This is a genomic window from Spongisporangium articulatum (genome assembly GCF_044465595.1).
Taxonomy (GTDB): domain Bacteria; phylum Actinomycetota; class Actinomycetes; order Actinomycetales; family Kineosporiaceae; genus Spongisporangium; species Spongisporangium articulatum.
Genome location: NZ_JBITLV010000010.1, coordinates 41,373 through 63,184, shown reverse-complemented (window position 1 = coordinate 63,184; position 21,812 = coordinate 41,373). Strand labels below are relative to the sequence as shown.

Annotated in this window: 20 protein-coding genes; 8 read left to right on the top strand and 12 right to left on the bottom strand. The window is 71.6% G+C overall.

Annotation, left to right across the window (positions count from 1 at the left end; all coding sequences use genetic code 11):
- Positions 1-24: 24 nt before the first annotated feature.
- Positions 25-1,416: a type VII secretion integral membrane protein EccD gene (eccD, locus tag ACIB24_RS22530; RefSeq protein WP_398284458.1), complete on the top strand. Its 1,392-nt coding sequence runs from the start codon at positions 25-27 to the stop codon at positions 1,414-1,416.
- A gap of 29 nt (positions 1,417-1,445) precedes the next feature.
- Here eccD and eccE read toward each other — a convergent pair whose 3' ends face one another.
- Entirely contained in the window at positions 1,446-3,506 is a 2,061-nt protein-coding gene (gene eccE / locus ACIB24_RS22525; protein WP_398284457.1) for a type VII secretion protein EccE, read from the bottom strand.
- Positions 3,507-3,525: 19 nt separating this feature from the next.
- On the opposite strand from eccE, the gene eccB reads away from it, so the two are divergent.
- The 7 genes from eccB (at position 3,526) to ACIB24_RS22490 (ending at position 9,369) form a co-directional block, all read left to right on the top strand.
- A complete protein-coding gene (gene eccB / locus ACIB24_RS22520; protein WP_398284456.1) occupies positions 3,526-5,004 on the top strand; it encodes a type VII secretion protein EccB in 1,479 nt (492 codons plus the stop codon).
- Between the two features lie 81 nt (positions 5,005-5,085).
- Positions 5,086-5,439 (top strand): WXG100 family type VII secretion target, encoded by a 354-nt coding sequence (locus ACIB24_RS22515; protein ID WP_398284455.1) that lies wholly within the window; start codon positions 5,086-5,088, stop codon positions 5,437-5,439.
- Positions 5,440-5,522: 83 nt separating this feature from the next.
- Complete coding sequence (locus ACIB24_RS22510; RefSeq protein WP_398284454.1) at positions 5,523-5,810, top strand: WXG100 family type VII secretion target; 288 nt, start codon at positions 5,523-5,525, stop codon at positions 5,808-5,810.
- 100 nt (positions 5,811-5,910) lie between these two features.
- A complete protein-coding gene (locus tag ACIB24_RS22505; RefSeq protein ID WP_398284453.1) occupies positions 5,911-6,420 on the top strand; it encodes a hypothetical protein in 510 nt (169 codons plus the stop codon).
- Between the two features lie 10 nt (positions 6,421-6,430).
- On the top strand, positions 6,431-7,792 hold the full coding sequence (locus ACIB24_RS22500; protein WP_398284452.1) for a hypothetical protein: 1,362 nt from the start codon (positions 6,431-6,433) through the stop codon (positions 7,790-7,792).
- A gap of 57 nt (positions 7,793-7,849) precedes the next feature.
- Positions 7,850-8,185, top strand: a complete 336-nt coding sequence (locus ACIB24_RS22495) for a hypothetical protein (protein WP_398284451.1) — start codon at positions 7,850-7,852, stop codon at positions 8,183-8,185.
- Between the two features lie 2 nt (positions 8,186-8,187).
- Positions 8,188-9,369, top strand: coding sequence for a S8 family serine peptidase (locus ACIB24_RS22490; RefSeq protein ID WP_398284450.1), 1,182 nt, complete (start codon positions 8,188-8,190; stop codon positions 9,367-9,369).
- An 804-nt stretch (positions 9,370-10,173) separates the two neighbouring features.
- Here ACIB24_RS22490 and ACIB24_RS22485 read toward each other — a convergent pair.
- The 11 genes from ACIB24_RS22485 to ACIB24_RS22435 all read right to left on the bottom strand — a co-directional run bounded on the left by ACIB24_RS22485 (position 10,174) and on the right by ACIB24_RS22435 (position 21,811).
- On the bottom strand, positions 10,174-10,515 hold the full coding sequence (locus ACIB24_RS22485; protein WP_398284449.1) for a hypothetical protein: 342 nt from the start codon (positions 10,513-10,515) through the stop codon (positions 10,174-10,176).
- A 152-nt stretch (positions 10,516-10,667) separates the two neighbouring features.
- Complete coding sequence (locus tag ACIB24_RS22480; RefSeq protein ID WP_398284448.1) at positions 10,668-12,131, bottom strand: alpha/beta hydrolase; 1,464 nt, start codon at positions 12,129-12,131, stop codon at positions 10,668-10,670.
- A complete protein-coding gene (locus tag ACIB24_RS22475) occupies positions 12,128-12,967 on the bottom strand; it encodes a hypothetical protein (RefSeq protein ID WP_398284447.1) in 840 nt (279 codons plus the stop codon). Before ACIB24_RS22475 ends, ACIB24_RS22480 begins: the two co-directional genes overlap by 4 nt.
- A 2-nt stretch (positions 12,968-12,969) precedes the next feature.
- Positions 12,970-13,413, bottom strand: coding sequence for a hypothetical protein (locus ACIB24_RS22470; RefSeq protein ID WP_398284446.1), 444 nt, complete (start codon positions 13,411-13,413; stop codon positions 12,970-12,972).
- A gap of 1 nt (position 13,414) precedes the next feature.
- A complete protein-coding gene (locus ACIB24_RS22465) occupies positions 13,415-13,957 on the bottom strand; it encodes an LppA family lipoprotein (protein WP_398284445.1) in 543 nt (180 codons plus the stop codon).
- A 68-nt stretch (positions 13,958-14,025) separates the two neighbouring features.
- Positions 14,026-15,717 carry an alpha/beta hydrolase gene (locus tag ACIB24_RS22460; protein WP_398284444.1) on the bottom strand — a complete coding sequence of 564 codons (1,692 nt, stop codon included), beginning with the start codon at positions 15,715-15,717 and terminating at the stop codon, positions 14,026-14,028.
- Between the two features lie 86 nt (positions 15,718-15,803).
- Complete coding sequence (locus tag ACIB24_RS22455; protein WP_398284443.1) at positions 15,804-16,106, bottom strand: hypothetical protein; 303 nt, start codon at positions 16,104-16,106, stop codon at positions 15,804-15,806.
- Positions 16,107-16,131: 25 nt separating this feature from the next.
- Positions 16,132-17,313: a glycoside hydrolase family 113 gene (locus ACIB24_RS22450; RefSeq protein WP_398284442.1), complete on the bottom strand. Its 1,182-nt coding sequence runs from the start codon at positions 17,311-17,313 to the stop codon at positions 16,132-16,134.
- Between the two features lie 4 nt (positions 17,314-17,317).
- Positions 17,318-18,841 carry a glycosyltransferase family 2 protein gene (locus tag ACIB24_RS22445; protein ID WP_398284441.1) on the bottom strand — a complete coding sequence of 508 codons (1,524 nt, stop codon included), beginning with the start codon at positions 18,839-18,841 and terminating at the stop codon, positions 17,318-17,320.
- 131 nt (positions 18,842-18,972) lie between these two features.
- Positions 18,973-20,280, bottom strand: coding sequence for a UDP-N-acetylmuramoyl-L-alanine--D-glutamate ligase (murD, locus tag ACIB24_RS22440; RefSeq protein ID WP_398284440.1), 1,308 nt, complete (start codon positions 20,278-20,280; stop codon positions 18,973-18,975).
- A 19-nt stretch (positions 20,281-20,299) separates the two neighbouring features.
- Complete coding sequence (locus ACIB24_RS22435; protein ID WP_398284439.1) at positions 20,300-21,811, bottom strand: diguanylate cyclase domain-containing protein; 1,512 nt, start codon at positions 21,809-21,811, stop codon at positions 20,300-20,302.
- Position 21,812 lies beyond the last annotated feature (1 nt).

Below are 21,812 nucleotides of genomic sequence, written 5' to 3'. Positions count from 1 at the left end.
CTCGCGCGGTCAGGGGGATCGGCAATGGACAGCGAGATCCAGGGTGATCTCTGTCGCGTCACGGTGGTGTCGCCCTCGGCGCGCATCGACGTCGCCCTGCCCGAGAACGTGCCGCTGATCGACGTCGTCCCGGTGCTCGTGCGGCAGGCGGTGGAGGCGCCGGGCGCCAGCCCGGAGACCGCCCTGCCGAACACGACCTGGTCGCTGCAGCGACTGGGCGACACCCCGCTGGACGTCGGGCTCACACCGGCCGAACTGTCGCTGCGCGACGGCGAGATCCTCTACCTGCGCCCGCGCGAGGCGGAGCTGCCGGAGCTGGCCTTCGACGACGTCGCCGACGCGATCGCGACCGCCAAGGCTCAACACACCCGCAGCTGGACCGGCACCGACACCCGCCGGGCGGGGCTGACGGCGATGGTGGTCACGTCGGGCGTGACCGCTCTCGTGCTGGCCCTGTCCGGGCCGCCGTGGCTGGCCGTGGGCGGGGCCGCCGCCGGGATCAGCGCCGGCCTGGTCCTCCTGGCCACCGTCCTGTCCCGGTCCTTCTCCGACGCGCGCGCCGGCGCCGTGGCCGGGTTCGTCGCGGCCGGCTTCGCCGGGCTCGCCGGGGCGCTGCTGGTGCGCGGCGACGGCCCGTTCGACACCACCTGCGTGGTCGCGGCGGCGGCCGCCCTGCTGCTGGTCGCCACGGCCGGCGGGGTCGGCACGGCCGCCCACCTGCCGGCCTACGTGGGCGTCGGCACGGCCGCCCTCGTCACGCTCGCGGTGGCCGCGTCGTCGGCGGTCTGGGAGCTGCCCACGACCGGGGCGGCCGCCCTGGCCGCCGCGCTCGCTCTCGCCCTCACCCAGGCCGCGCCCGCTCTGTCGCTGCGGTTGGCCGACCTGCCGCTGCCGACGATCCCGTTCACGGCCGAGGACGTGCGCGCCGACGACTCCTGGGTCGACGGCACGGACATCGTCCTGCGGGCCCGGCTGGCCGACCAGTACGTGACGGCGCTGGTCGGCGGCACGATGCTCGTCACGGGGGCGAGCAGCATCCTGCTCGCCCGCGCCCAGACCGGCACGGCGCCCTGGCTGCTCGGCGTGCTGGCCCTGGCGACGGCACTGCGCGCCCGGGTGCTCGACGGGCGGTGGCAGCGCGGGTTCCTGCTCGCCACAGCGGTTCTGGGCGGCAACGCGCTCGCCGTCGCGACCGCGGCCGGGGCGTCGCCGCTGCGCCAGGTGCTCGTGGTGCTGGCCCTGCTGGCGTCCGCCGGGGCGGCGGTGACCGCCGGGCTGATGCTGCCCGGGCGCACCGTCTCGCCGGTCTGGCGCCGGCTGCTCGACATCGTCGACGGGCTGGCCGTGACCGCCGTCGTCCCGCTCACCCTGTCGGTGATGGGCGTCTTCGGCTACGTGCGCGGCCTGGCCGGCTGACCCGACCGGCGTCGCGTCAGTCGGTCGCGTCAGCCGTCGAGCCGGACGGGCTGCCCGAACAGGTTGGTCTCCGACCACGTCGGCGACAGGTTCACCAGCCGGGCGGTGCCCGGCCCCAGCAGCGCGACCACGTCGTCCGGGATCATCGGCAGGACGTCCACCACCTCCGCAGGGATGCCCAGCACCGGCGCGAGCAGGGCCAGCATCTCCGGCCGCAGGCGCTGCACCATGACCAGGTCGAAAGCCCTCAGTGTGCCGACGTTCTCGCGGGTCACCCGGTCCTGCAGGACGAGCCGGGTCTGCCACGCCCCGAGCTCGCTGCGGTCGATGGTCGTGGCCAGCCCGGCGTCGTCGATGCGCAGGAGCGGCGCGGTCAGCCCGCTGCCGAACTGCGCCACGGCCCCGCGCGGCACGGGCCGCGCCCGACCGTCCAGCACCTCGACCAGCCGCGACCAGTGCGACTCCCGGGGGGAGACGACCTCGACGGAGGCGCCGGCCACGGCGGACCGGTAGGCCAGCAGCTTGGCGACGTAGCCGGACGTCATCAGGTAGATCCGCACCGGGGTGGGCCGGAACAGCCGGACGAGGACGGGCTCGCCCGCGGTGTCCGTCCCCACGGTCAGGCCACCGGAGCGGACCGGGACGTCGAGCGCCGTCAACTGCGCGGTCGGCACCACCTGCGCCCGACCGAGCGGCGTCGTCCGCCCCACCGGGACCCGGGCCAACGGCAGACCGGCCAGCAGGGCGGGCCGGTGCCGGCCGTCCAGCCGGGTCAGGCCGAACCCCTCGGCCGCGAGCCGCTCGGTCAACCGCGCCGCCGGCGCGTTCGGCCCCTCCTGGTCCAGGGGTTCCCCGGGCAGGCCGGTCAACCGCACCAGGGCCTGGACTTTCACGGCCGGGGCCACCGGGACCGGCGAACCCAGCGACGCCGGCGGCGCCCCTGGCCCCACCAGACCCGCCGGACCGCCCGGACCCGGCGAGCCGTCCGCACCGGTCGACCGCACGGGTTCGAGGGTGATCGACGTGGCGGTGCTGAAGGCCGGCACGGCGGCCACGGCATCGACCAGGCGGGCCACCGGGACGTCGTCCACCGGCCAGCTGCGCACCCGCCAGCTGACGTGCTCGCGACCGTCGGCCTCCCAGTTCCGCCAGTGCTCGGCGCTGCGCCGCATGCCCTCCGGCGCCGCCCCGGTCAGCCCGGACAGGTGCGCGATCGCGCTGGCCGCCGCCTCGGCGCCGAGCGGGACGACGGTCACCTCGGCCGCAGCCAGCAGCTCGGAAGCCCTTGCGACACAACGCTTCAGCGCCCGTTCGGCGCCGGTCCGCCCGCCGCCGCGGGCGTTGATGGCGCTCGCTCCGGTCGTGGCGTCGATGCGCAGCACGATCCAGGTCTGGCGGGCCCCGGGCACCCGCCCCGGGTTCATCATCCGGTAGGACGCGACGGCCCCGGCGTCGGTCGGCAGCCCGAGCGGGTTGTCGCTGGCCTGGGTGACCACCTGGACGGCGGCGAGCCGGATGTCGTCGACGCGCAACAGGCGGGCCAGCACCTCGACCGGCAGCCGCGCCGGCGTCCCGTGGTGCACGAGACCCGCCCCGTCGTGGACGGCCAGCACGGCGGCCCAGCCCGCGCCGTCCGCGCACACCCCGAGCAGGGAGCCCCCGCGCAGGCCGATCGAGGAGATGCTCAGGCGCGGCAGGACCTCCTGCAGCCCGGCCAGTTCCGGAACGCCGTCGTGAGCCCCCGGCTGCGGGGCCCGGGCGAGGGCGTAGCGCACCCTGGTCCGCGCCCAGGCCCCGACCGCGGGAACCAGCAGCAGCACCGTCAGGAGGGCGAGCGGGACGGCGAGCACCGCCGTCCAGTCGCCCCGGGCCCCGGCGACCACGACGGCGGCGACCGCCAGCTCGAGCACGACCACCCGCCAGAGCAGCCGCGGACGTTCGGTCCCCCAGGTGACCGTCGCGGGCACCGGCACCTCGGCGGCGGGTACGTCACCCGACGCCGGCGCCGGCGGCGCCGGGATCACGGGTAGCGAACGAGTGTCGGGATCGGTCGGGTGAATTCGCGGCGTCTGCACGGGTTGCTCCCCCATGCCGCTTATCGTATGGCCCGTGCAGTCTCGCCGTGATCAGGTCCAGGCGTACCGGTTCGCCCAGGTGCGCATGCAGTCGGCCCTGGTGACCGGGGAGACCGACGGGCTCGACGTCCCGCTGCGCCGGGCCGGGGTGTCCACGTTCGCCGGCGTGATGATCGCGGTGCTGCTGCTGGCCGTCGCCGGGGTGATCGGGCTGATCCGACCGGGCGGGAAGACCGGCTGGGCGGACGGCGGCGTCCTGGTGGTCGAGAAGGAGACCGGCGCGCGGTACGTGTACGACTCGAACGACCGGGCTCTGCACCCGGTGCTCAACTACACGTCGGCCCGCCTGCTGCTGAACGAACCCGAGATCAGCGTGCGCCGGTTCTCGGCGAACTCGCTGGCCGGGGTGGCGCGCGGGCGCGCCCTGGGCATCGCCGGGCTGCCGGACTCGCTGCCGGACGACGACCACCTGGTCTCCGGGCCCTGGCTCACCTGCGCGGGGCGGGACTCGAGCTCCGGGCCCCAGTCGATCACCGTCAGCGGCGGGTACCGGCCCACGGGGCGCGCCGTGGGGGCCGACGAGGCGGTGCTCGTGCAGGTGACGTCGGGCGACCTGTACGTGCTGTGGAACAACACGCGCCTGAAGGTCATCGACATGGACGTCACAGGCGCGGCCTTCGACTGGTCCCGCTCCGACGCCGTCACCGTGCCGGACGCCTGGGTCAATGCGATCCCCGCCGGCCCCGACCTGGTCGCGCCGCACCTGTCGGGGATCGGCAGGAAGGTCCCGTACGCGGCCCTGGACGGTACGGCGATCTTCCTGGGCCAGATCTTCAAGGTCGACGCGCAGGCCGGGCAGCCCGACCGCTACTACGTCGCGGTGGACGACGGTCTGGCGCGGATCTCGACGTTCGTGGCGCAGCTGATGCTGGCCGACCCGTACCAGCGGGCCGCCTACTACAACGGCGACCAGAGCCCGGTGCCGTTCTCGACCTCGACCGAGACGATCGCGCGGATCCCGTCGAGCCGCGTCGTCGCCCCGGGCGGCTTCCCGGCCGACCGCCCCGACCTCATCCGGGCCGGGAGCCTCCCCGACGGTGCCTCGAGCGCGGTCTGCGCCGCCTACGACGACCCGTCGGGCGCGTCGACGGCGAGCCGGATCTATCTCGGCGGCCGCGGGCCCGGTTCGTGGCAGCCGCCACGCGAGGAGGCCGGCACCGGCGGCGTGAACGTGGTGGTGCCGCCCGGCGAGGGGGCGTTGATCCGGCCGCTGGCCCACGCGGGACAGGACGGCGGCAGTACGTTCCTGCTGACCGACGGGGGCGTGAAATACCCTGTGCCGTCGGCGAAGACGAAGGAAGTGCTGGGTTACAAGGACGCCGGGCGCGCGCCGGTTCCGGCCGGCGTGGCCGCGTTGATCCCGACCGGCCCGGCACTCTCCGAGGAGGCCGCGTACCGCGCCGGAGCCAGCGTCATCAGCCCCTCCGCCCAGGCCTCCGCAGCCGTTTCGTGACCTATCCGGCACCGGTTTTCCCGGCAGTCCCTTGCGCGCGCTTCACTCCCGATTGATAACTTTTGCCCCATCAGTGAGGGGATGGCCCGTGCTCTGGCCGGGCCCGATGAGGCGGGGGTAACCCACATGGCAGGCGAGTACTCACTCCAGCAAGAGGCGATGGCGAAGGGCGCACAGGCGGTCGACGACGCCTCGGTCCAGATCGACGGGCACCTGAAGAAGCTCGACGCCGAGGTGCAGACCATGTTCGGCGGCTGGAGCAGTGACGCGCAGCGTTCGTTCGCCACGCTGCACGCGAACTGGGTGGCGCAGCAGAACAAGCTGACGACGGCGCTGCGCGACATGCACACCGCGCTGGTCTCGACCGCGAACACGTACGCGCAGCAGGAGGAGCAGCAGTCCAGCGCGTTCAACCACATCGCCGGGCAGCTCTGAGCTGGTCTTCCCGCCCGGGCAACCTTTCGGCCCTGGTCCGGCGTCATCGACAACTGAGCGCACATTTCTGAGGTGGGGTAATCGTGGGAGAGATCAAGGTCAACTTCGGGTCGCTGAGCAGCGGCGCCGCCGGCATCGGCGCGTCGTACCAGGCGCTCCAGTCGACGCTGGACGGGCTGGAGTCGCAGCTGGCGCCGATGGTGTCCACGTGGACCGGTGACGCGCAGCAGGCGTACTACGCGCAGAAGACCAAGTGGGAGCAGGCGTCGGCGGCGATGGCGACGATCCTGGCCCAGATGGGGCAGGCGGTCGACCAGGCCGGCAGCAACTACCAGCAGGCGGAGACGTCCAACCGGAACCTCTGGGCCTGACGCCCGGCCCGCAACGGGTCTCGGAGCTTGCGCTTCGAGACCCGTTGCGGGGTAACGGGACACGGGGTCCCAGGCCGGTTCGTACCGGAGGGGAAGCACGATGGCGGAAGGCCCGAAAGACTACCTGTACGGCCAGGATGAGAGCGTCAAACTCACCAACGTAAAGTCCGAGAACGACGTCAAGCCCCTCGAGGGCTATCCCCTTGACCTGCGTCCGGACCAGAACTGGCCGGGGCTCAAGAGCCCGGCCGGCTCCATGTACATCGACACCGACGCGGTCGAGCAGATCTCCAACTGGCTCCTCACACAGCTGGACGCGATCACCAGGGCTTTGACGCTCGCCAAGGACGCGGGAGGCGCCTCGTTCGGACCGACCAGCTGGCACGAGGCGAACCAGCTGGCCACCGCGAGCCTGATAGTTGCTCAAACTGTTTCGGACTACACACGGTCCCTGCGGGAGAGCATCCAGGTCGCATCCAAGTCGGTGGCCGGGGCATCCGAGACGGTGCGCCTGGCCGACGGAACTTCCGAGCAGGACATGTCGAACGTGGAGTCGAACATCGGCGGTGGGTCGGCGCAACCGTCGGCGAACTCTTTGTGGAACCAGTGAGGACGAAGCGATGAGCGACCAGGGGGACGGCGGCGCGCCGCAGATCGTCGAAAGGACCGCGGCGATCCCGAGAGACAGCAGTGGGCACCACTACACACGTACTGCCGAGCAGGTGGCGGCTGAATTCGCACAGCTGAATCCGAAATCGATCAGCGCGGCCTGCGTGAGCTGGCGGCAGGCGGCGAGCCTGCTCGGCGAACTGGCCAACGGGCTGAAGACCCAAGCAGCGATACCCCTGCAGGACGCCTGGCAGACCCCCGAGTCCTCCGCCAAGGCCCAGGAGCAGTTGCAATTGGCGCAGGCCACAGCCGCGGCGCTGGCCGATCAATGCATGCAGATGGCCCATGCGACCGATTACGCCGCGAAGTACGCCGAGTGGTACAAGGCCAATCTTCCGGACGCTTCGTTCACCCGCGCCGTCGGGGCTGCTGTGGGTGCGGCGGCAAGCAATGACCAGGTCGCCGTCGACTACATGACCGCCTTCCTCTCTCGCTATAACGAGGTGACTGCCAGCCTCCCGGCAGAGGTGCAGCAGAAGTTGTCCATGTCTGTCGTACAAGTTGACGACTGGAAGGCCAAGCAGCCAGAGAAGGTCGGCAGCACTGAGACCGGCACCATTCCCGGTGCGGGCGGGGGCGGCATCGGCGGCTCGGGCGCCCTGGGCGGCGGGTCCGGAGGCGGCGCTGGGGGCGTGCACATACCGGCCGGGATCGCCGGTGGCGGAGCCGGTTCCGGCAGCGGAGGTGGCGTCGCCGGCGGAGGCGGGGCCGACGGCCTCGGCGCGGCCGGTCCCTACGACGCGGGCAGCTCGCTGGCCGGTGGCGGCGCCGCAGGCGGTCTGGGCGGTGCGGGCGGCCTCGGGGCCGGCGGCCTCGGTGCCGGTGGCGCCACTGGCGCCGGCGGAGCCGCCGGACTCGGAGGTGCCGGTGGAGCCGGTCTCGGTGGGCTGGGTGCGGGACTAGGGGCCGGTGCGCTCGGCACCGGAGCCGGTGGTGCGCTCGGCGGCGGCAAGATGGCCGGTCTCGGTGGCCGGCTCGGGCTCGGTAAGGGTGGCGCCGGAGCAGGCGCCGGAGGCATCGGCTCGGGTGGCGGCCTCGGCGCCCGGCCCGGGGCGCTGGCCGAAGAGGGCGGTGTCCTCGGGCGCGGCGCCGGTCGCGGGGGCGTCGGTACCGGGCCGGGCGGGAACGCGGGTCGCCTCGGTGGTGGCGCCGCAGCCGAGGAAGGAGCGGCCGGTCGCAACGGCATGATGGGCAACCAGGGTGGCCGCGGCGGCCAGGACGAGGAAGAGCACGAGCGGTCGACCTGGCTCCAGGAGGACGACGACGTGTGGGGCGGCGACGGGGACGAGCCTCCGCCAGTGATCTCTCAGTAGTCTGCTCGCGACTCTGCGGTCTCTTCCGCACCAGCCCGGACGACGGAAGTAGGCAACGTGGCGTCGAAGCGTCAGGTTCGCACGACGACGACGACGGCGGCCCTGGCCGCATTCCTGATCGGACTGTCGCTCGCCGTCGCGCCATCCGCCACTGCGCGTTCCCTGCCGAAGGCGGGGAACGAGCAGTGGTGGTTCACCGCCCTCGGCCCCGAGGGCCGCGACGACTCCTCCGGTTTCGGCATCGCCCGCCCGCTGAGGGCGATCGTGGACAACGTCCCGGCCGACGCCCCCACCCCGATCTTCGACGAACTCGGCCTCGCCGCCCTCCTCGTCGCAATCGCCGGCGGCGCCATCGCGTTCATCCGCACCCGCCGACGACCCCACTCAGGTTGACCATGACGCGACGACTCACCGCCCTCACCGCCGCCCTGCTCCTGGCCGCGACCGCACTCGGCATCGGAACCGCCGCTCCGACGTCCGCCCGCGCCCTGCCGAAGCCTGACGAGGACCAATGGTGGTTCACGGTCTGGGGCATCGAAAAGGTCTGGGCCACAGGCGCTCGCGGCCAGGGCATCACGGTGGCGGTGATCGACGACGGGGTCGACGCCTCCCGGCCCGAATTGAAAGGGCGCGTCCTACCCGGGCTCGGATTCGACGGCAGTAACCCCTGGAAGAACTCGACGTCACGCGGGCATGGCACCGCGATGGCGGTCTACATCGCAGGCCAGGGTCACGCCTGGGCCGGCGCAGGAGTAGCCCCCGAGGCGAAGATCCTGCCGATCACCAACGGCCCCGGTCTGACCGATCTTGGCAAGCAGATCCGCTACGCCGTTGACCACGGTGCAAAAGTCATCAACATGTCCATCGCCACCGAGAACCCCTGCGACGACGCGATCGACCTCGACATCCCCGCAGCAGTCAGGTATGCCGTCGACCACGGAGCGCTGCTGTTCGCGGGCGCCGGCAACGATGGACGAAGGACGGACAACGTTCCTGCGGACTGTCCAGGTGTGGTCTCCGTGGCAGCCGTTGACGATCGGGCGAAGGTCTGGACCAAGTCGACCAGGAGCAGCAGCGTGGCGCTCGCTGCGCCAGGAGTGCACATGGCCAGTCGGAACTCCAAGGGTGCCGAGGGTTACTCGGACGGCACGAGCGACGCCACCGCGCTCATGTCAGGAGCTGCCGCTCTCGTCTGGTCCAAGTACCCCGACCTGACCAACCGCCAGATCCTCGCCCGCCTCTTGGCCTCGGCCAAGGACATCGGCCCGAAGGGGCCCGACGACGCCTCCGGTTTCGGTATCGCGTTGCCCCTGACCGCGATCCAGAAGAAGATCCCCGCCGACGCCCCCAACCCGGTCTTCGACGCACTCGACCGGGCTCTTCCCCCAGGCAGCGGAAATCCGACGTCCAGCCCGACGCCCGACACGGACACCGGCGGCGTCCCCGGCGCCTCCAGCGGGACCGCAGCTTCCTCGGGCCCGAAACCGGTCGTCATCATCGGCGGACTCGGCGCCCTGCTCATCGCAATCGCCGGCGGGGCCATCGCGTTCATCCGCACCCGCCGACGACCCCACTGACACTGAGCCGAGGGAGTCCACCGACCGAAGCTCCTGCAGCCTCAGTCGGACCAGTCACTGGGATGTGCCCGACGAGCATGACTGGCGGCCCGTCCTTGCCGCTGGCACCCCCTGCGTCGCAAGACTTCCTCGACCATCTTCTCGTAGCTGATGGTGTCGCCGTTCATGGCGTGGAACTTGGTCGGCAGGTCGTTGATCGAGCCCTGTCGTCCGTGACCCACGGCTTCGGGTTGATGTCGTCCGGGCCGGGAACGTCGACGACCACGCTGCGGACCTGCCCGTCCGCACCGCGTAGCACCTCGACCGCGATCTGGCCCTCGTCGTCCTTCTTGGAGGTTTACGGTCATGGCTTGTCAGCCACTGGACGTGGCCCGTACTCGCGGTCAACTGCGATCGACCGGTTTCCTCGGACAACGGTTCGTCGCTCCACGTGCCTCGCGCCTGCGAGGCGTCGCCGGAGGCTCCCCAGCCGATATAGATGGTTATGGATCGCAGAGGCGTGATTCGGCTGCGCCAGACAAGTTCTGTGGCCTTGTCGGACCAGCTCCCTACCCGGTCCTGCTGTGAGGCCGGGATGGTCAGGCTGACGGCCAGGACTCCTTGATCCGGCCAGGAGTCCTGATACGCGACATCGGCCGTTGTGATGCCCAGCTCACTCGCCAGTTCCGATTGAATGCGAAGCCTCTCGCGCTCGTTGGCGGCGGCGTCCGGACCGTCCCTTCGACGAACAGGCCGAGGCGATCGCGGCGCAAGCGACTACCTAAGGGATGAGCATGATCACTCGGCGTCGAATCAACACCTTGGTCATGCGTCGTCCGCCACCGGACGCGCCCCATACTTCGCCTGCAGCGCAGTCCGCCCGGTGTCGCCATCGAGCGGAGTCACGGTCTGTTGCCCCTGGATCTGCGGCTCGCCCGCCATCCCCCAGCTGATGAACAGAGTGATGGTTCTCAGAGGGCTGATGGTGCTCCGCCAGACCAATTCGGTCGCCTTGTCGGCCCAGACCGTCAGCCGATCCCTCTCGGAGGCGAGCAGGTCCATGCTGACGGCGACCAACCCGGTGTCCGGCCAGGCGCCCTGGTAGGCCACGGAGATGCCGGCTACTTGACCGGGAGGTCGCCGCCTGCTCACCGTGGCCAGCGCCACGGTCAACTCCTGCTCGACCCGATGGGCCTCGGCGACGTTCTGCGCAGTCCGATCCGGTCCCTTCGGGCCGGCCCCGGCCGAGGAGCAGGCCGTGGTCAACAGGAGTACGCCCCATCCGACCGGCGCCCCGAGCAGCGTCCTACGACTCATGGTCACCGAGGCACGCTCCCTGCTGCTGCACCCGGGTCCCGACTTGCCTGGTACCGGTTCGTCGTCACGGTGGTGCCCGAGGGGTTCTCCAGGAAGGGCGACGCACCGTCCTTGAATGTCTTGACCGAGGCGCTCGGTGACGCGTCGACCGCCTCGGCTCCGGGGATGTACGACTCCTTCATGCTGTGGGCCGTACCTGCACGGTGCTCCTGGCCGAGGACATCGAACGTGACGGTGGTGCGGTTGGCCGTGTCAGGGTTGTCGACAGCGTCCAGGTGAGGAACGACATCGGAATTGTTCTCGAGTGAAAGCACCTGAACATCACTCGGAACGGAGATCGCGGCGACCGGTGACCCGGCGGTCACGACGTGGGTCACGTTGTAGGGGGTGTGGCCGGCCATAGCGGTCGCCACGATGCCGCCCTGACTGTGCCCAACGAGCATCACCGGCGGTCCGTCCTTGCCACCGGGTACCCCGCTGCGTCGCAAGGCTTCCTCGACCATCTTCTCGTAGCTGGTGGTGTCGCCGTTCATGGCGTGGAAGTTGGTCGGCATGTCGTTGATGGTGCCGCTGTCGTTCGTGACCCAGGGTTTCGGGTTGAAGTCGTCGGTGCCGGGGACGTCGACGATGACGCTCTTGATCTGCCCGTCCGGCCCGCGCAGCACCTGAACCGCGATCTGCCCCATGTCCTGCTTCTTCGTCTCGTTGACGTAGTCGAGGCCCCGGATCAGGTCCGCGACGTTTCCCGGCGGCGTCCCCGGGACGGCCGGATCCTGGGACCGGTCGGCGAGATACCCGGGGCTGTCGGGGTATTGCGCAGCGAGCAGGCGCTGCGCCTCCAACTGGCTGACCTGGATACCCGTCGTGTTCGAGATGAGACTCGGCAGACCGCGCAGCAGGTGGTCGACGACACCGGGATGCTCCGTCACCAACCACTGCATACCGTCGACCAGCTGGTCCTTGCCCAGGTAGGCCGCACCGCCCGTGGCCAGCAACGCCAACGGGTTGACCAGCAGGAACGCGGCCGTCCCCAGCCCCGTCGCGGCCAGCATCCCGTCCAGCAAGCGCATCGACTCGGCCTCGAGCGCATCGGTGGCCTGGTACTTCAGCGACGTCAACCGGATCGTCGCCGCGTGCGCCGTCAGCTCCCCCGCCAGCAGCGTCAGACCGTGCGGCCCATCAAGCGCCTCCAACAACACGGCCTCGACCCTCGCCGCCCCACCCGGGTTCAGCACCGCAGACGCCAGCAGGTTCGGATCCACCAGGACGGCGTGCCCGCGCGCGACCGCCGCCAAGAACGTGGCCGCGGTGTCCTCGCTGAACAACGCGAGCCGCTCCAACTCGGCGTACTCCACCCGGACACTGGCCGCCCCACCGGTCACGTTCTCGACGACGACCGGCGGCTTCGGCTGCGAGGGCGCGTCCGGCAGGACGAACGGACCACCGAACGGCGAGGGTTCACTCACGCCGGGCCCCCTTCGCCCGCACCCAGATCGAGGGCCGTTGTCATCAGCGGGGCCAGCCAGCCGGGCAGGTCGGCGGCCTTGGCCGGGACCAGAGCGACCGGCTGCCGCGGCGTCCCGTCGGGTCGGGGCCGCAACCCGACCCACCCGGCGTCCGTCGCCAGCCACACCACCCGCCCACGCAGGCCCTCGGCGCCCCCGGGCCCAGGGACCGCCGCGAGCACGTCGACCAGCAGCCGACCGACGACGGCGTAGGGCAGTGACCCCGGCTCGTCCAGCGCCTCCAGGGGCACGACCTGCTCACCTGACGCCTCGGTCGCGGACTCGAGAACCGGCACCAGCCGGGCGATCTCGGAACCCAGCCGGACGGCGGGGGCCAGCGAGAGCTCGACCCCGCCGGCGTCGTCCGTGCGCACCAGGCAGACCACCAGCTCACCGGCCAACGCGACGTGCGCGAGCCGGCGCCCGGCCGGCACCTGGGCGTCTACGCGCAGCAGCACCTGCGGGGCGGCCAGGACGGCGAGGTCGGCCTGCACCGACGGGTGCACCTCGGGCTCGGCCTCGGGCCCGACCAGGACGCCGGACGCGCGCAGCTCCTCGTCGGGGTTCCGGACGTCCCCGGGCGTGGCCCCCTCCAGGGCGGCGGCGATGCGGGCCGACTCGGAACTCGATCCCGGCATCGACTCCGGGTCGGCCGCCAGCAGCGGGGGCGGTTGCAACTCCCCGGGCAGCGGCCGGGGCGCGAACTCGGCCAGCCGGCGCCACGCCAGCGCCGACAGCGCGAGCCGCCGCGGCTCCGCAACCTCCCGGGACGTGAACACCACCTGTGGTCCGGTCACTCTCAGCCCCCGATCTTCAGCTCGAGCCAGCGCGCGTCGCCGGGCGGCGGCAGCGACGCCCACCCGTCGCGCAACTCCTGCGCCGCCGTCTCGATGCCGCGCACCGCGTCGCCGGTGGCGGTCGACGCGACCCGCTCCAGGTCGTTCCACCGGTCCTTGAACCAGCCGGTGACCGCCTTCTCGGCGGCCGCGATCGCCGCCAGCCGCTCGCGCACCTCGGCCGCGTGCGCGATCAGGGCCTGAGCGGCCTCGTCGAGGGTGTCGGCGCTGGTGTTCGCGTGCGTCGTCTCCTCCCGCACCCGCTGCCGCCACTCCTCGGCCGCCGACGACGCCCACGTCGCCTGCTCGCTGCGCTGCAACCGGGCCTGCGCCTGTTCGCGCACCCCCTGCGCCTGCTCGCGGATGCCCACCGCGAGCCGCTCCAACTCGTCCGGGTCGCCGTACACGTCACTCCCCCACCGACGACGAGGACGACGAAGACGACGAAGACGACGGGGTGGGCGACTGCGCGAACGGGTCGGGCGGCACGTAGGGCGTGGGCTCCACCTGCCGGATGAAACACGCCCCGTAGACGGAGAGCACCACCCGACTGCCGTCCAGGAACCCGAACTCCACGGTGTCGCCGTAGCGGCCGTGCAGCACGACGTAGAAATTCGTCGGGCCCTTCTGCATGGCCTGCGACCCGGTGAACCCGTACCTCGCCCCCACCGCCGCCACCGCCTGCTCGGTCCGCGGCCAGTCCCCGACAGCGATCACCCCGACCGCATCCCCGCTGTCGTAGGTGGCCGAACCAGCGCCCTCGACCTTCGTGAACGGCGGCGCGCAGAGGCCCTGGTTGAAGACGGCCGACATGGTCGTCTTCCACCGCAGCGACGGCGTCACCTGCGAGAACGCCTCGCGCATCGCATCCAGCATCGCCAGATAGTCAGCCTGCGCCGACTCGAAACTCGGCCTACTCCGCAACTCCTGCTCGGCTTCCACGGAATCCATCCCTCTCGAACACCCGGCCGCCAGAACGACGGCGATCACGAGAACCGTCCAGGTTCGAAGCGCCCGACTCATGGGTGCCACCAGCCGTCCTGGTCGGTGTAACCGAAGTTCGTTCCGCGGACCGCCACGTCCTGCCGGTCGGCCACGACGGTCGCCAGGTTGTACTGGCTGGTGCTGCCGTCGTTGAGGTAGGCCGTGTGCAACGTGACCCCGTCCAGTTGGTGCCCGGCATATGCGGACCCCGGCGGAGCCATGGCCGCGCCCGTCTGCAACTGGTTCATCCCGGGCATGACGGTCGGGTCGGCACCGAACCGATCGAGGTCGCCGACCGGGTCCCACTTCGCCTCGGCGTAGGAGGCCGTCCCGGTCGGCACGTTCAACTGGTCGGTCGTACTCACGCCGAGCCCAGGTGAGCCGAAGAAGGCCGCTCGGTCGACCCCGGTGCCCGGCTGCTGCAAGGCGTACCCCGTCGTCGTCGACCCGTAGGAATGCCCGAGGGCGGTCAGGTCGGGGTCGGTCGACCGGGAGGCGTTGATCCCGCGGTAGAACTCGGCCAGGTGGTTGCCGCCGTCCTTCGCCGCCCCGGCCAGGGCGACGGAATTCCCCGAGGCAAGGCTTCCGGGGTCGACCTGCGGCGACTGGTACCCGATCCATGTGACCGCTGCGACAGAGTCACCATTCGCCAGCCTCGAGGCCCGCAACTGCAACTCGCGCATGTGGCCGTCGTACCCCTCCATCCCGGCCACCGACGACCCCAGCCCCGGGGTGAAGACCGCCACGTGCTTCGCGGTGTCGACATCGCCCACCGCAACGATCGCCTGCGGCCGACCCCGGGTGAGGTCCAGCCCCAGGATCTGGTGGCCTGGCTGCCCCGCCAGGGTGGTCACCGTGGCCAGGGCGGCCTTCTGCTCGCGCAGTCGGTCGAGTTGCTTGTCGAGATCGGCGTAGATGTCCGGGTCGTCGGCACCCACGTAGCCCCCGCCGCCCCCGTGGTTGCGCATCGCCTCGATCACCTGCTGCCTGCGGTAGTCCCGCTGGGCTTCCAGCACCGCGATCTGCTGGTCCACCGACGCACTCTCCTGACCGAGCCGGATGCGGTTGGCCTGGTCCCGAAACCGGGCCGGCACCCCGTCCCGGTTCCCGATCCACTCCGGATGCTTGTAGACCACCGCCCGCTGCTCGGCCGGCGAGAGACTGTCCCACCAGCCTGCGTTCTGCGCCGCCGTCCCCATCCCGTCCGGACCACCGCTCGGCGGCGCGTACAACCCGTCATCCCCGAACGCATCACCCACCTGCGTCGCCGCGCGCAGACTCGCCGGGTCCTGCGCCGCCAACTGGCTGCCCAGGACGCCGGAACGCAGCACCCGACACAGGTCCGCGTCCACCTCCGCCGCCTTCCGCACCGCCTGATCCATCCTGGTCACGCACTCCTGCACCAGGCCCCGACGCTCGGCATCGGCCACATCCGCATCGTGCTGCGTCGCATATCGCCGGCCCGGCCCCTCGACATCCGTGACCGTGCCCGTCTCACTGATCGACAGGCCGTTGGCCCGCGCGAAGGCCTCCACCGCCTCCACCGCCGCGCGCACCCCCGTGATCGCGTCCGCCGCCTCGAACAACCCCCGCCGTACCGCCGAGATCTCCATCAGCCGGTCCTCCAACTGCTCCCGCAGCCCGGCCAACTCCGCAGCAGCCCCCTCGGCGGCCCGCCCCACCCACCGCCGCGCGCCCGCCCGCCGCACCTCGTCGTCCAACGACAACAGATGGTCCTCAACCCTTTTCAGCCCTTTCCCGGCCGCCTCGACCGGCCCGGCATCCCAGCTCCGGACCGTCGACCACCCGGCACTCACGGCACGTCCCCACCGAGATCCGCGAACGCCGTGCCGCTCACGTCGTCACCGCGCTGGTAGCTGCGCGCCGAGACGTCGAGCTTCTCGCCATAGCCCTCCATCCGGGCCGACCAGACCGCGAACTGCTGCCGCCACCGGTCACCGACCTGGTGCATCAGCAGCGCCGCGTCGGCCCCCGGGATGCCGACGACGGCCCCCACCAGCGCGTCGTCCGGGCTGAGCCGCCTGGCCTGAGCGGCGGCCGAGGTGGCCGCACGGTCGCACGCCCGCAGCTCCTCGACGACCACCTCGAAATCCATGTGTCCCCCACTCGATCGGTCGAAACTACAGGCTGTCGAAGCAGGCCCGGATGGCCCCTTCGCTGGCCGGATACCCGGTGAAGTCGAGATGGCCCCGCTCCGTCGGGATCTTCGTGTGCGCGCCGTCGCCGAAATCGACCTTCCAGAAGTAGATCCCGCCGACCCGGCGGTCCTTTGTGACCCGGCACACCGCCTCGTACCAGGTCGGCTGGATCGTCGGGTCGTAGCTGCCGTGCGGCGAGAAGCTGCTCGGCTTGGTGTAGGCGCCCGACCAGGTGCCGATGCCGACCTCGCTGAACAGGATGTCGGGCAGCTTCCCCTTCGAGTGCTTGTCCAGCCACCGGTTCCAGGACGTCACCAGGTCCTTGACGTCGGCGTCGGCGTCGACGTAGGCCGGGAAGTAGGCGTCGACGCCGTGCACGTCGGCCTTGGGCGGCTTCAGCCTCAATGCGTACGAGTCCCAGTTCGCGTCGTAGGCCAGCTCGCCCGAGAACCGCTTCCGGGCGCTCTTGACCAGCCACTTCCAGTACCCGGACCTCTCCATGCTGTTCAGCTCCGTACCGAACGACACCGTCGCGACCCCTTCGCGCTCGGCCAGGCCCAGGTACGGCCACAGCATCGCCAGGTAGCTGTTGAACCAGTCCGACGGGGATTTCGGCTTGATGTTCCCGCGCCAGCCGACCGGTGGGTCGAGCGACTTCTCGTCCAGGATCGGGCGCAACGTGACCCGCAGGCCGGCCTTGCGGGCCTCCTCGACCAGGATCTGCATCCGCTGCGCCGACGGGGTTCCCGTGCGCGGACCGACCCGGCTGGACCAGCGGTTCTTCGTGTAGAACGGGAACGAGACCGACAGCGCGTTGGCGTGCAACCCGACGACGTAGTCGACCGTGGTCCGGGCCCGCTTCGCCACGACGGCAGCCGAGGCCCCGTCGTCCTTCCAGTAGACCTGGATGCCACGCTGCACATCGCCCGGCCGCCAGGGGTTCTCGACCCGCGGGCCGGGCGGCGGGGTCGGCTTCGGCTGAACCTTGACGACGCCCGCGAGGTCGGGGTGGTCGGTCCCGATCCGGACGCCGAGGCTGCTCGCCACGTCCTTCGCCGGGCCGGTCACCGCGGAGAGGGTGACCGGGTGGTCGCCCCAGACGAACGGGACGGCCACCACGACCGAGACCACGGCCGCGGGCAGCAGCATCAACCGACCCAGCATGCGCTCAGACCGGCTTCGCGATGACGGTGAAGCTGTTCTCCTTGCGGCGCAAGAACTTCAGGAAGCCGCGCAGCCCGCCGGCCCCCTCGAGCAGGGAGAACACGGGGATCAGCACGATCACGAGGATCGGCTCGTACCAGCGCCGCTTGCGCTCCCGCGACGACAGGGCGTTGAGCCGCAACCCCTCCCAGTAGGTCCAGATGATGTACCCGAAGTTGATGCTCCACAGCAGCACCGCCGACTGGGTCACGGGCGAGGTGTTCATCGACCCGGTGGCCCAGGCGATCAGCAGGACGACGCCCAGATGCTGCAGCGGGCCGAGGATCCAGGTGAACACCGACAGGCCGAGGAAGGCGCGGTACCGGAACGGGATCGACCGGTTGAACGCGAGCCCGACCAGACCCCAGGCCCACCGCTCGCGCTGCCGGACGAAGTCGCGCACGGTCGCCGGGGAGGCGCCGTAGCAGCGGCCGTTGAACCAGTCGCTGCGACCCGGGTACCGGTAGCAGAAGTTCAGCGCGAACTGCGAGTCCTCCACGATCGACGACGGGCCGAAGTCCCAGCCGATCGTCGCCTCCACCGACGCGCGGATGACCAGCAGCTCGCCGTGCACCCCGGCCACCGGAGTGCCTGTCCCGGTCAGGGCGCGGAACCGGGCGAAGTCGTCGGCCGGGCGGACGGCGTCGGCCAGCCACGTGAAGTAGTTGGCCGCGTTCTCGCGCGGGTAGCTGAGGATGCCCTGGGCCAGGTGCTTGGCGTCGGCGCCGGCCCGCCGCTGGCGGTGCACGAACTCGGCCAGCGCCTGCGCCGTGTCGGGCCCGACCCCGGTGTCGTCGTCCATGTGCAGGACCCAGATGTCCTCGCGCGCCTCGCCTTCGGTGATGCGCAGTTCGTGCGCGTAGTGGTTCGCCCGGGACTTGAACCGGGTCCCGGCGGGGGTGGCGTAGGACGCCGGGACGGTCAGCACCCGCAGCTGCTTGTGGCGCCGCGCGAGCCGCCGGATCTTGCCGCCCGCTTCGCAGCCCTCCTCGACCACGACGTCGACCCGCAGGTGCATGAAGTGCGCGGGCAGGTGCTTCACGAAGCTCAGCAACGACCGCTGCAGGGCCGGGTAGGTGTCGTCACGCGCGATGCTCGGCACCACCACGATCAACGACTCCTGCGTCACCAGCAGGGGCGGCGGGCTGTGCTGCTGCCGGCGCCAGCGCCACTTGAGCATGGCCACGCCCTGCAACCCGACCAGCACGCCGACGATCGGGAAGCACCACACGATCGTGACCGCCCAGCCCAGCGGCGTGCGGTTGACGTGGTACGAGCCGATGTACCAGACGAGCAGGATCGCGAAGGCCACGAAGAACGGGCTCAGGTGCGGCCGCCAACGCGCGTACTCCTGGTTGATCCGCACGGCCCGCCCCGACGACACCCCGACCAGGGGCGGAGGTGGCCAGCGGTCGGACCAGCGGGCCGGCCCCGCCTCGCCCGGGGCCGAAGACGGCGGCTCGGCCCGTGCGTCGGCGAGCTCCGTCATCCCCCGGTCTCCCCCAGCTCACCCGTCACAGAACACCACGAACCCACGCGAACCGCGTGGACGGTGTGAAATCTGCTCCGATTATGACCAGAGGTGCCGACGGGATGCCAGCGGTTCGCGGGCGAGCGCCGTCACGTCAGCTCGCGGACGGCGCGGGTGAAGACCTCGGCGCGTTCGCGGTAGTCGCGGAAGACGCCGAAGCTCGGGGCGGCCGGTGAGAGCAGGACGACGCCGTCCGGCACCGCCCAGGCGTGTGCCAGACCGACGGCCGTCACCAGGTCCGGACATTCGACCACGTCGACTTCCGCTGCACGCGAACGCAACTCGGCCGCGATCCGGGGCCCGCTGTCGGGCACCGTGAACACCCGCAGCGCTCCCCCGCGGGCCGCCAGCCCGTCGGCCAACGGCCCGTAGTCGATGCCGCGGTCGTCCCCACCGGCCAGCAGCGCGAGTCGACGACCGGGGAACGCGGACACGGCGGCGAGGGCGGCCAACGCGTTGGTGCTGAGGCTGTCGTCGACGAAGTCGACGCCGCCGACGGTGCCGACCGGGGTGAGCCGGCTGGGCAACGGCTCGTACGACGTCGCGGCCTTCTCCAGCAGGGCGGGGTCGTCCGCCCCCGGCACCCCGAGCCGCTGCAGGACGCGGGCGGCGACCAGGGCGTTGCGCCGGTTGTGGTGCCCGAGCAGGGGCAACACGTCGACCCACGCCGGGTGGGCATCCCCCACGAGATCCACGGACGGACCGAGCAACGACCGGTGGCGCGTCAGTTCGGCGTCGGCCGCGGGCACCACGACGGTCTCGACCCCGGGCCGGGTGCACAGCGAGAGCTTGTCGCGCACGTAGTTGTCGTACCCGTGGTGCCAGGTCAGGTGGTCCTGGGCCAGTGACGTCACGGCCACGACCCGCGGACCGGCCGTCACGCTGTACGCCTGGTAGCTCGACACCTCGACGATGTACCAGTCGGCCGGCGTCTGCGACGGGTCCCAGGGCGGCGTCCCGAGGTTGCCGCCCACGAAGACGCCGGCCCCGAGCCCCCGAGCCAACGCCCCGGCGACGGCCGTCGTCGTGCTCTTCCCCTTGGTCCCGGTCACGCAGGCGACCCGCGACCGCGGCGCCGACTCCAGCCACAATCCCAGCCCACCGAGCACCGAAACCCCCGCGCTCGCAACGGAAAGCGACTCGGCACCGTACGGGCTGATCCCCGGGCTGCGGACCACCACGTCGCACGCCACCAGGGCCTCGAACCCACCGGCGCCGAACCCGAGAACCGGGCGGTCGTCGTCCAGCCGACCGCCCTCCCGGTCGACGACCGCGGCCACCTCGACGCCCTCGGCGGCGAGCCGTCGCAGGGTGGAACGGCCCTCGACACCGACTCCCCACACCCCGACCCGCAACCCGCGCAGGCCGGACCAACCGGGAGTACGGGCAGGAGTCACACCCCGAGCCTACAAAGGCTCAGGCCGTCGGCTGGGCGATGCGTTGCTCGGCGATCGCGCCGTGGCGTTCCTCGGAGAAGTCCTCGACCCGGTTCTTCCCACCCGCCTTGGCCGCGTACATCGCGATGTCCGCGCACCGCACCAGGTCGGTCGCGGTGCGCTCACCGTCGCTCAGGGCCAGGCCGATGCTGCAGCCGACCGTGACCGCCGCGTTGCCCATCGCCACCGGCTCGAGCAGCCGGGCCCGCAGCGCGTGCGCGAGCCGGGTGGCCGCCGACCGGTCGGTGCTCGGCATCAGGACCGCGAACTCGTCACCGCCGAAACGGGCCGCCATCCCGTCCTTCCCGACGACTTCGACCATCCGGCGGGCGATCTCGACCAGCAGGGCGTCGCCCCCGCCGTGCCCGTAGGTGTCGTTGACCGTCTTGAAGTCGTCGAGGTCGATGACCATCACGGCCGCGGTGACACCGCGCGCCGCGGCCTCCTCGAGCGACACGGCGAGCCGGTGAAACACCACCGCCCGGTTCGGCATGGCCGTCAGCTCGTCGTGGTGGGCCCGGTGCTCGAGCTCGGCGTGGGCCCGGCAGGCGGTCTCGGCCATCGACATCTGCGCGGAGAGGGAGCTGAACGCATCGATCACCGACTCGGGGATCCGGCGGTCCAGGCCGAGCAGCAGCAGGTCGCCGTCCTCGCAGGTGTCGCCGTGGACCGCCCCCAGCACGTCGTGGTCGAGTTCGATGACGCGCCAGTGCCGGCGCCCACCGACCAGCCCGTCCAACGACTCCCCCGCGCCGCGCGCGGCGGCCTCGATCGGCACGGACAGGCCGACCAGGTCCTCGGCGACGCCGTAGGCCCGCAGCACGCGCGCCCGGACCCCGTGACGGACGACGGTCAGCACCACCAACCCGGGCGTCCGGGTTACCAGCTCACCTCCGGCCCTGGTGACGATCGAGCGCACCTCGTCCAGGTCCGTGCAGCCCAGCAGGCGCCGGCTGGTCGCGGCCAGCAGCGCCTCCCGGGCGCTGGTCTCGACCTGCGACTCGAGCGACCCCTTGAGCACCCGGATCAGCAGCGTGAAGATCATGAAGATCGGGATCAGCGACAGCACGCTCGGGTCGAGCGCACCGAAATCCGCATTCGGGTTGAACCGCACGGCCAGCGGCAGCACGGGCACGAGGAGGCCCGCCCGGACGGCGGCCCGCCGGGTGGAGCCGTAGAACGACTGGGCCACGACGATGCCGACGCACACCCCGGTGGTGGCCCGCGGGTCCTGGACGGCGGCCCCGAACACGACCACCAGCAGCGGCAGCAGCGGGTCGACGACCAGGACCTGGCCGCGGGCGTAGGTGAGGACCATCGTCAGCGCGATGGTCGCCATGGCCGCGAGCGCGACGCCCACTTCCGGGCCCGGCCGGGACGTGTCGAGCTGGCCGGTCAGCGCGACGGTCGCCAGCACACCGAAGACCACGGTGATCAACCGGATCCGGTTCAGGACCGGCATGGCGCTCAGGCGCCGGCGCAGCGAGTTCACA

Bases quoted from the DNA above. Each gene is read 5' to 3' on its own strand.
- eccD (WP_398284458.1), top strand. From the start codon at position 25: ATGGACAGCGAGATCCAGGGTGATCTCTGTCGCGTCACGGTGGTGTCG.
- ACIB24_RS22505 (WP_398284453.1), top strand. From the start codon at position 5,911: ATGGCGGAAGGCCCGAAAGACTACCTGTACGGCCAGGATGAGAGCGTC.
- ACIB24_RS22450 (WP_398284442.1), bottom strand. From the start codon at position 17,313: ATGCTGGGTCGGTTGATGCTGCTGCCCGCGGCCGTGGTCTCGGTCGTG.
- ACIB24_RS22455 (WP_398284443.1), bottom strand. From the start codon at position 16,106: ATGGATTTCGAGGTGGTCGTCGAGGAGCTGCGGGCGTGCGACCGTGCG.
- ACIB24_RS22500 (WP_398284452.1), top strand. From the start codon at position 6,431: ATGAGCGACCAGGGGGACGGCGGCGCGCCGCAGATCGTCGAAAGGACC.
- ACIB24_RS22490 (WP_398284450.1), top strand. From the start codon at position 8,188: ATGACGCGACGACTCACCGCCCTCACCGCCGCCCTGCTCCTGGCCGCG.
- ACIB24_RS22465 (WP_398284445.1), bottom strand. From the start codon at position 13,957: ATGGATTCCGTGGAAGCCGAGCAGGAGTTGCGGAGTAGGCCGAGTTTC.
- ACIB24_RS22515 (WP_398284455.1), top strand. From the start codon at position 5,086: ATGGCCCGTGCTCTGGCCGGGCCCGATGAGGCGGGGGTAACCCACATG.
- eccE (WP_398284457.1), bottom strand. From the start codon at position 3,506: ATGGGGGAGCAACCCGTGCAGACGCCGCGAATTCACCCGACCGATCCC.
- ACIB24_RS22445 (WP_398284441.1), bottom strand. From the start codon at position 18,841: ATGACGGAGCTCGCCGACGCACGGGCCGAGCCGCCGTCTTCGGCCCCG.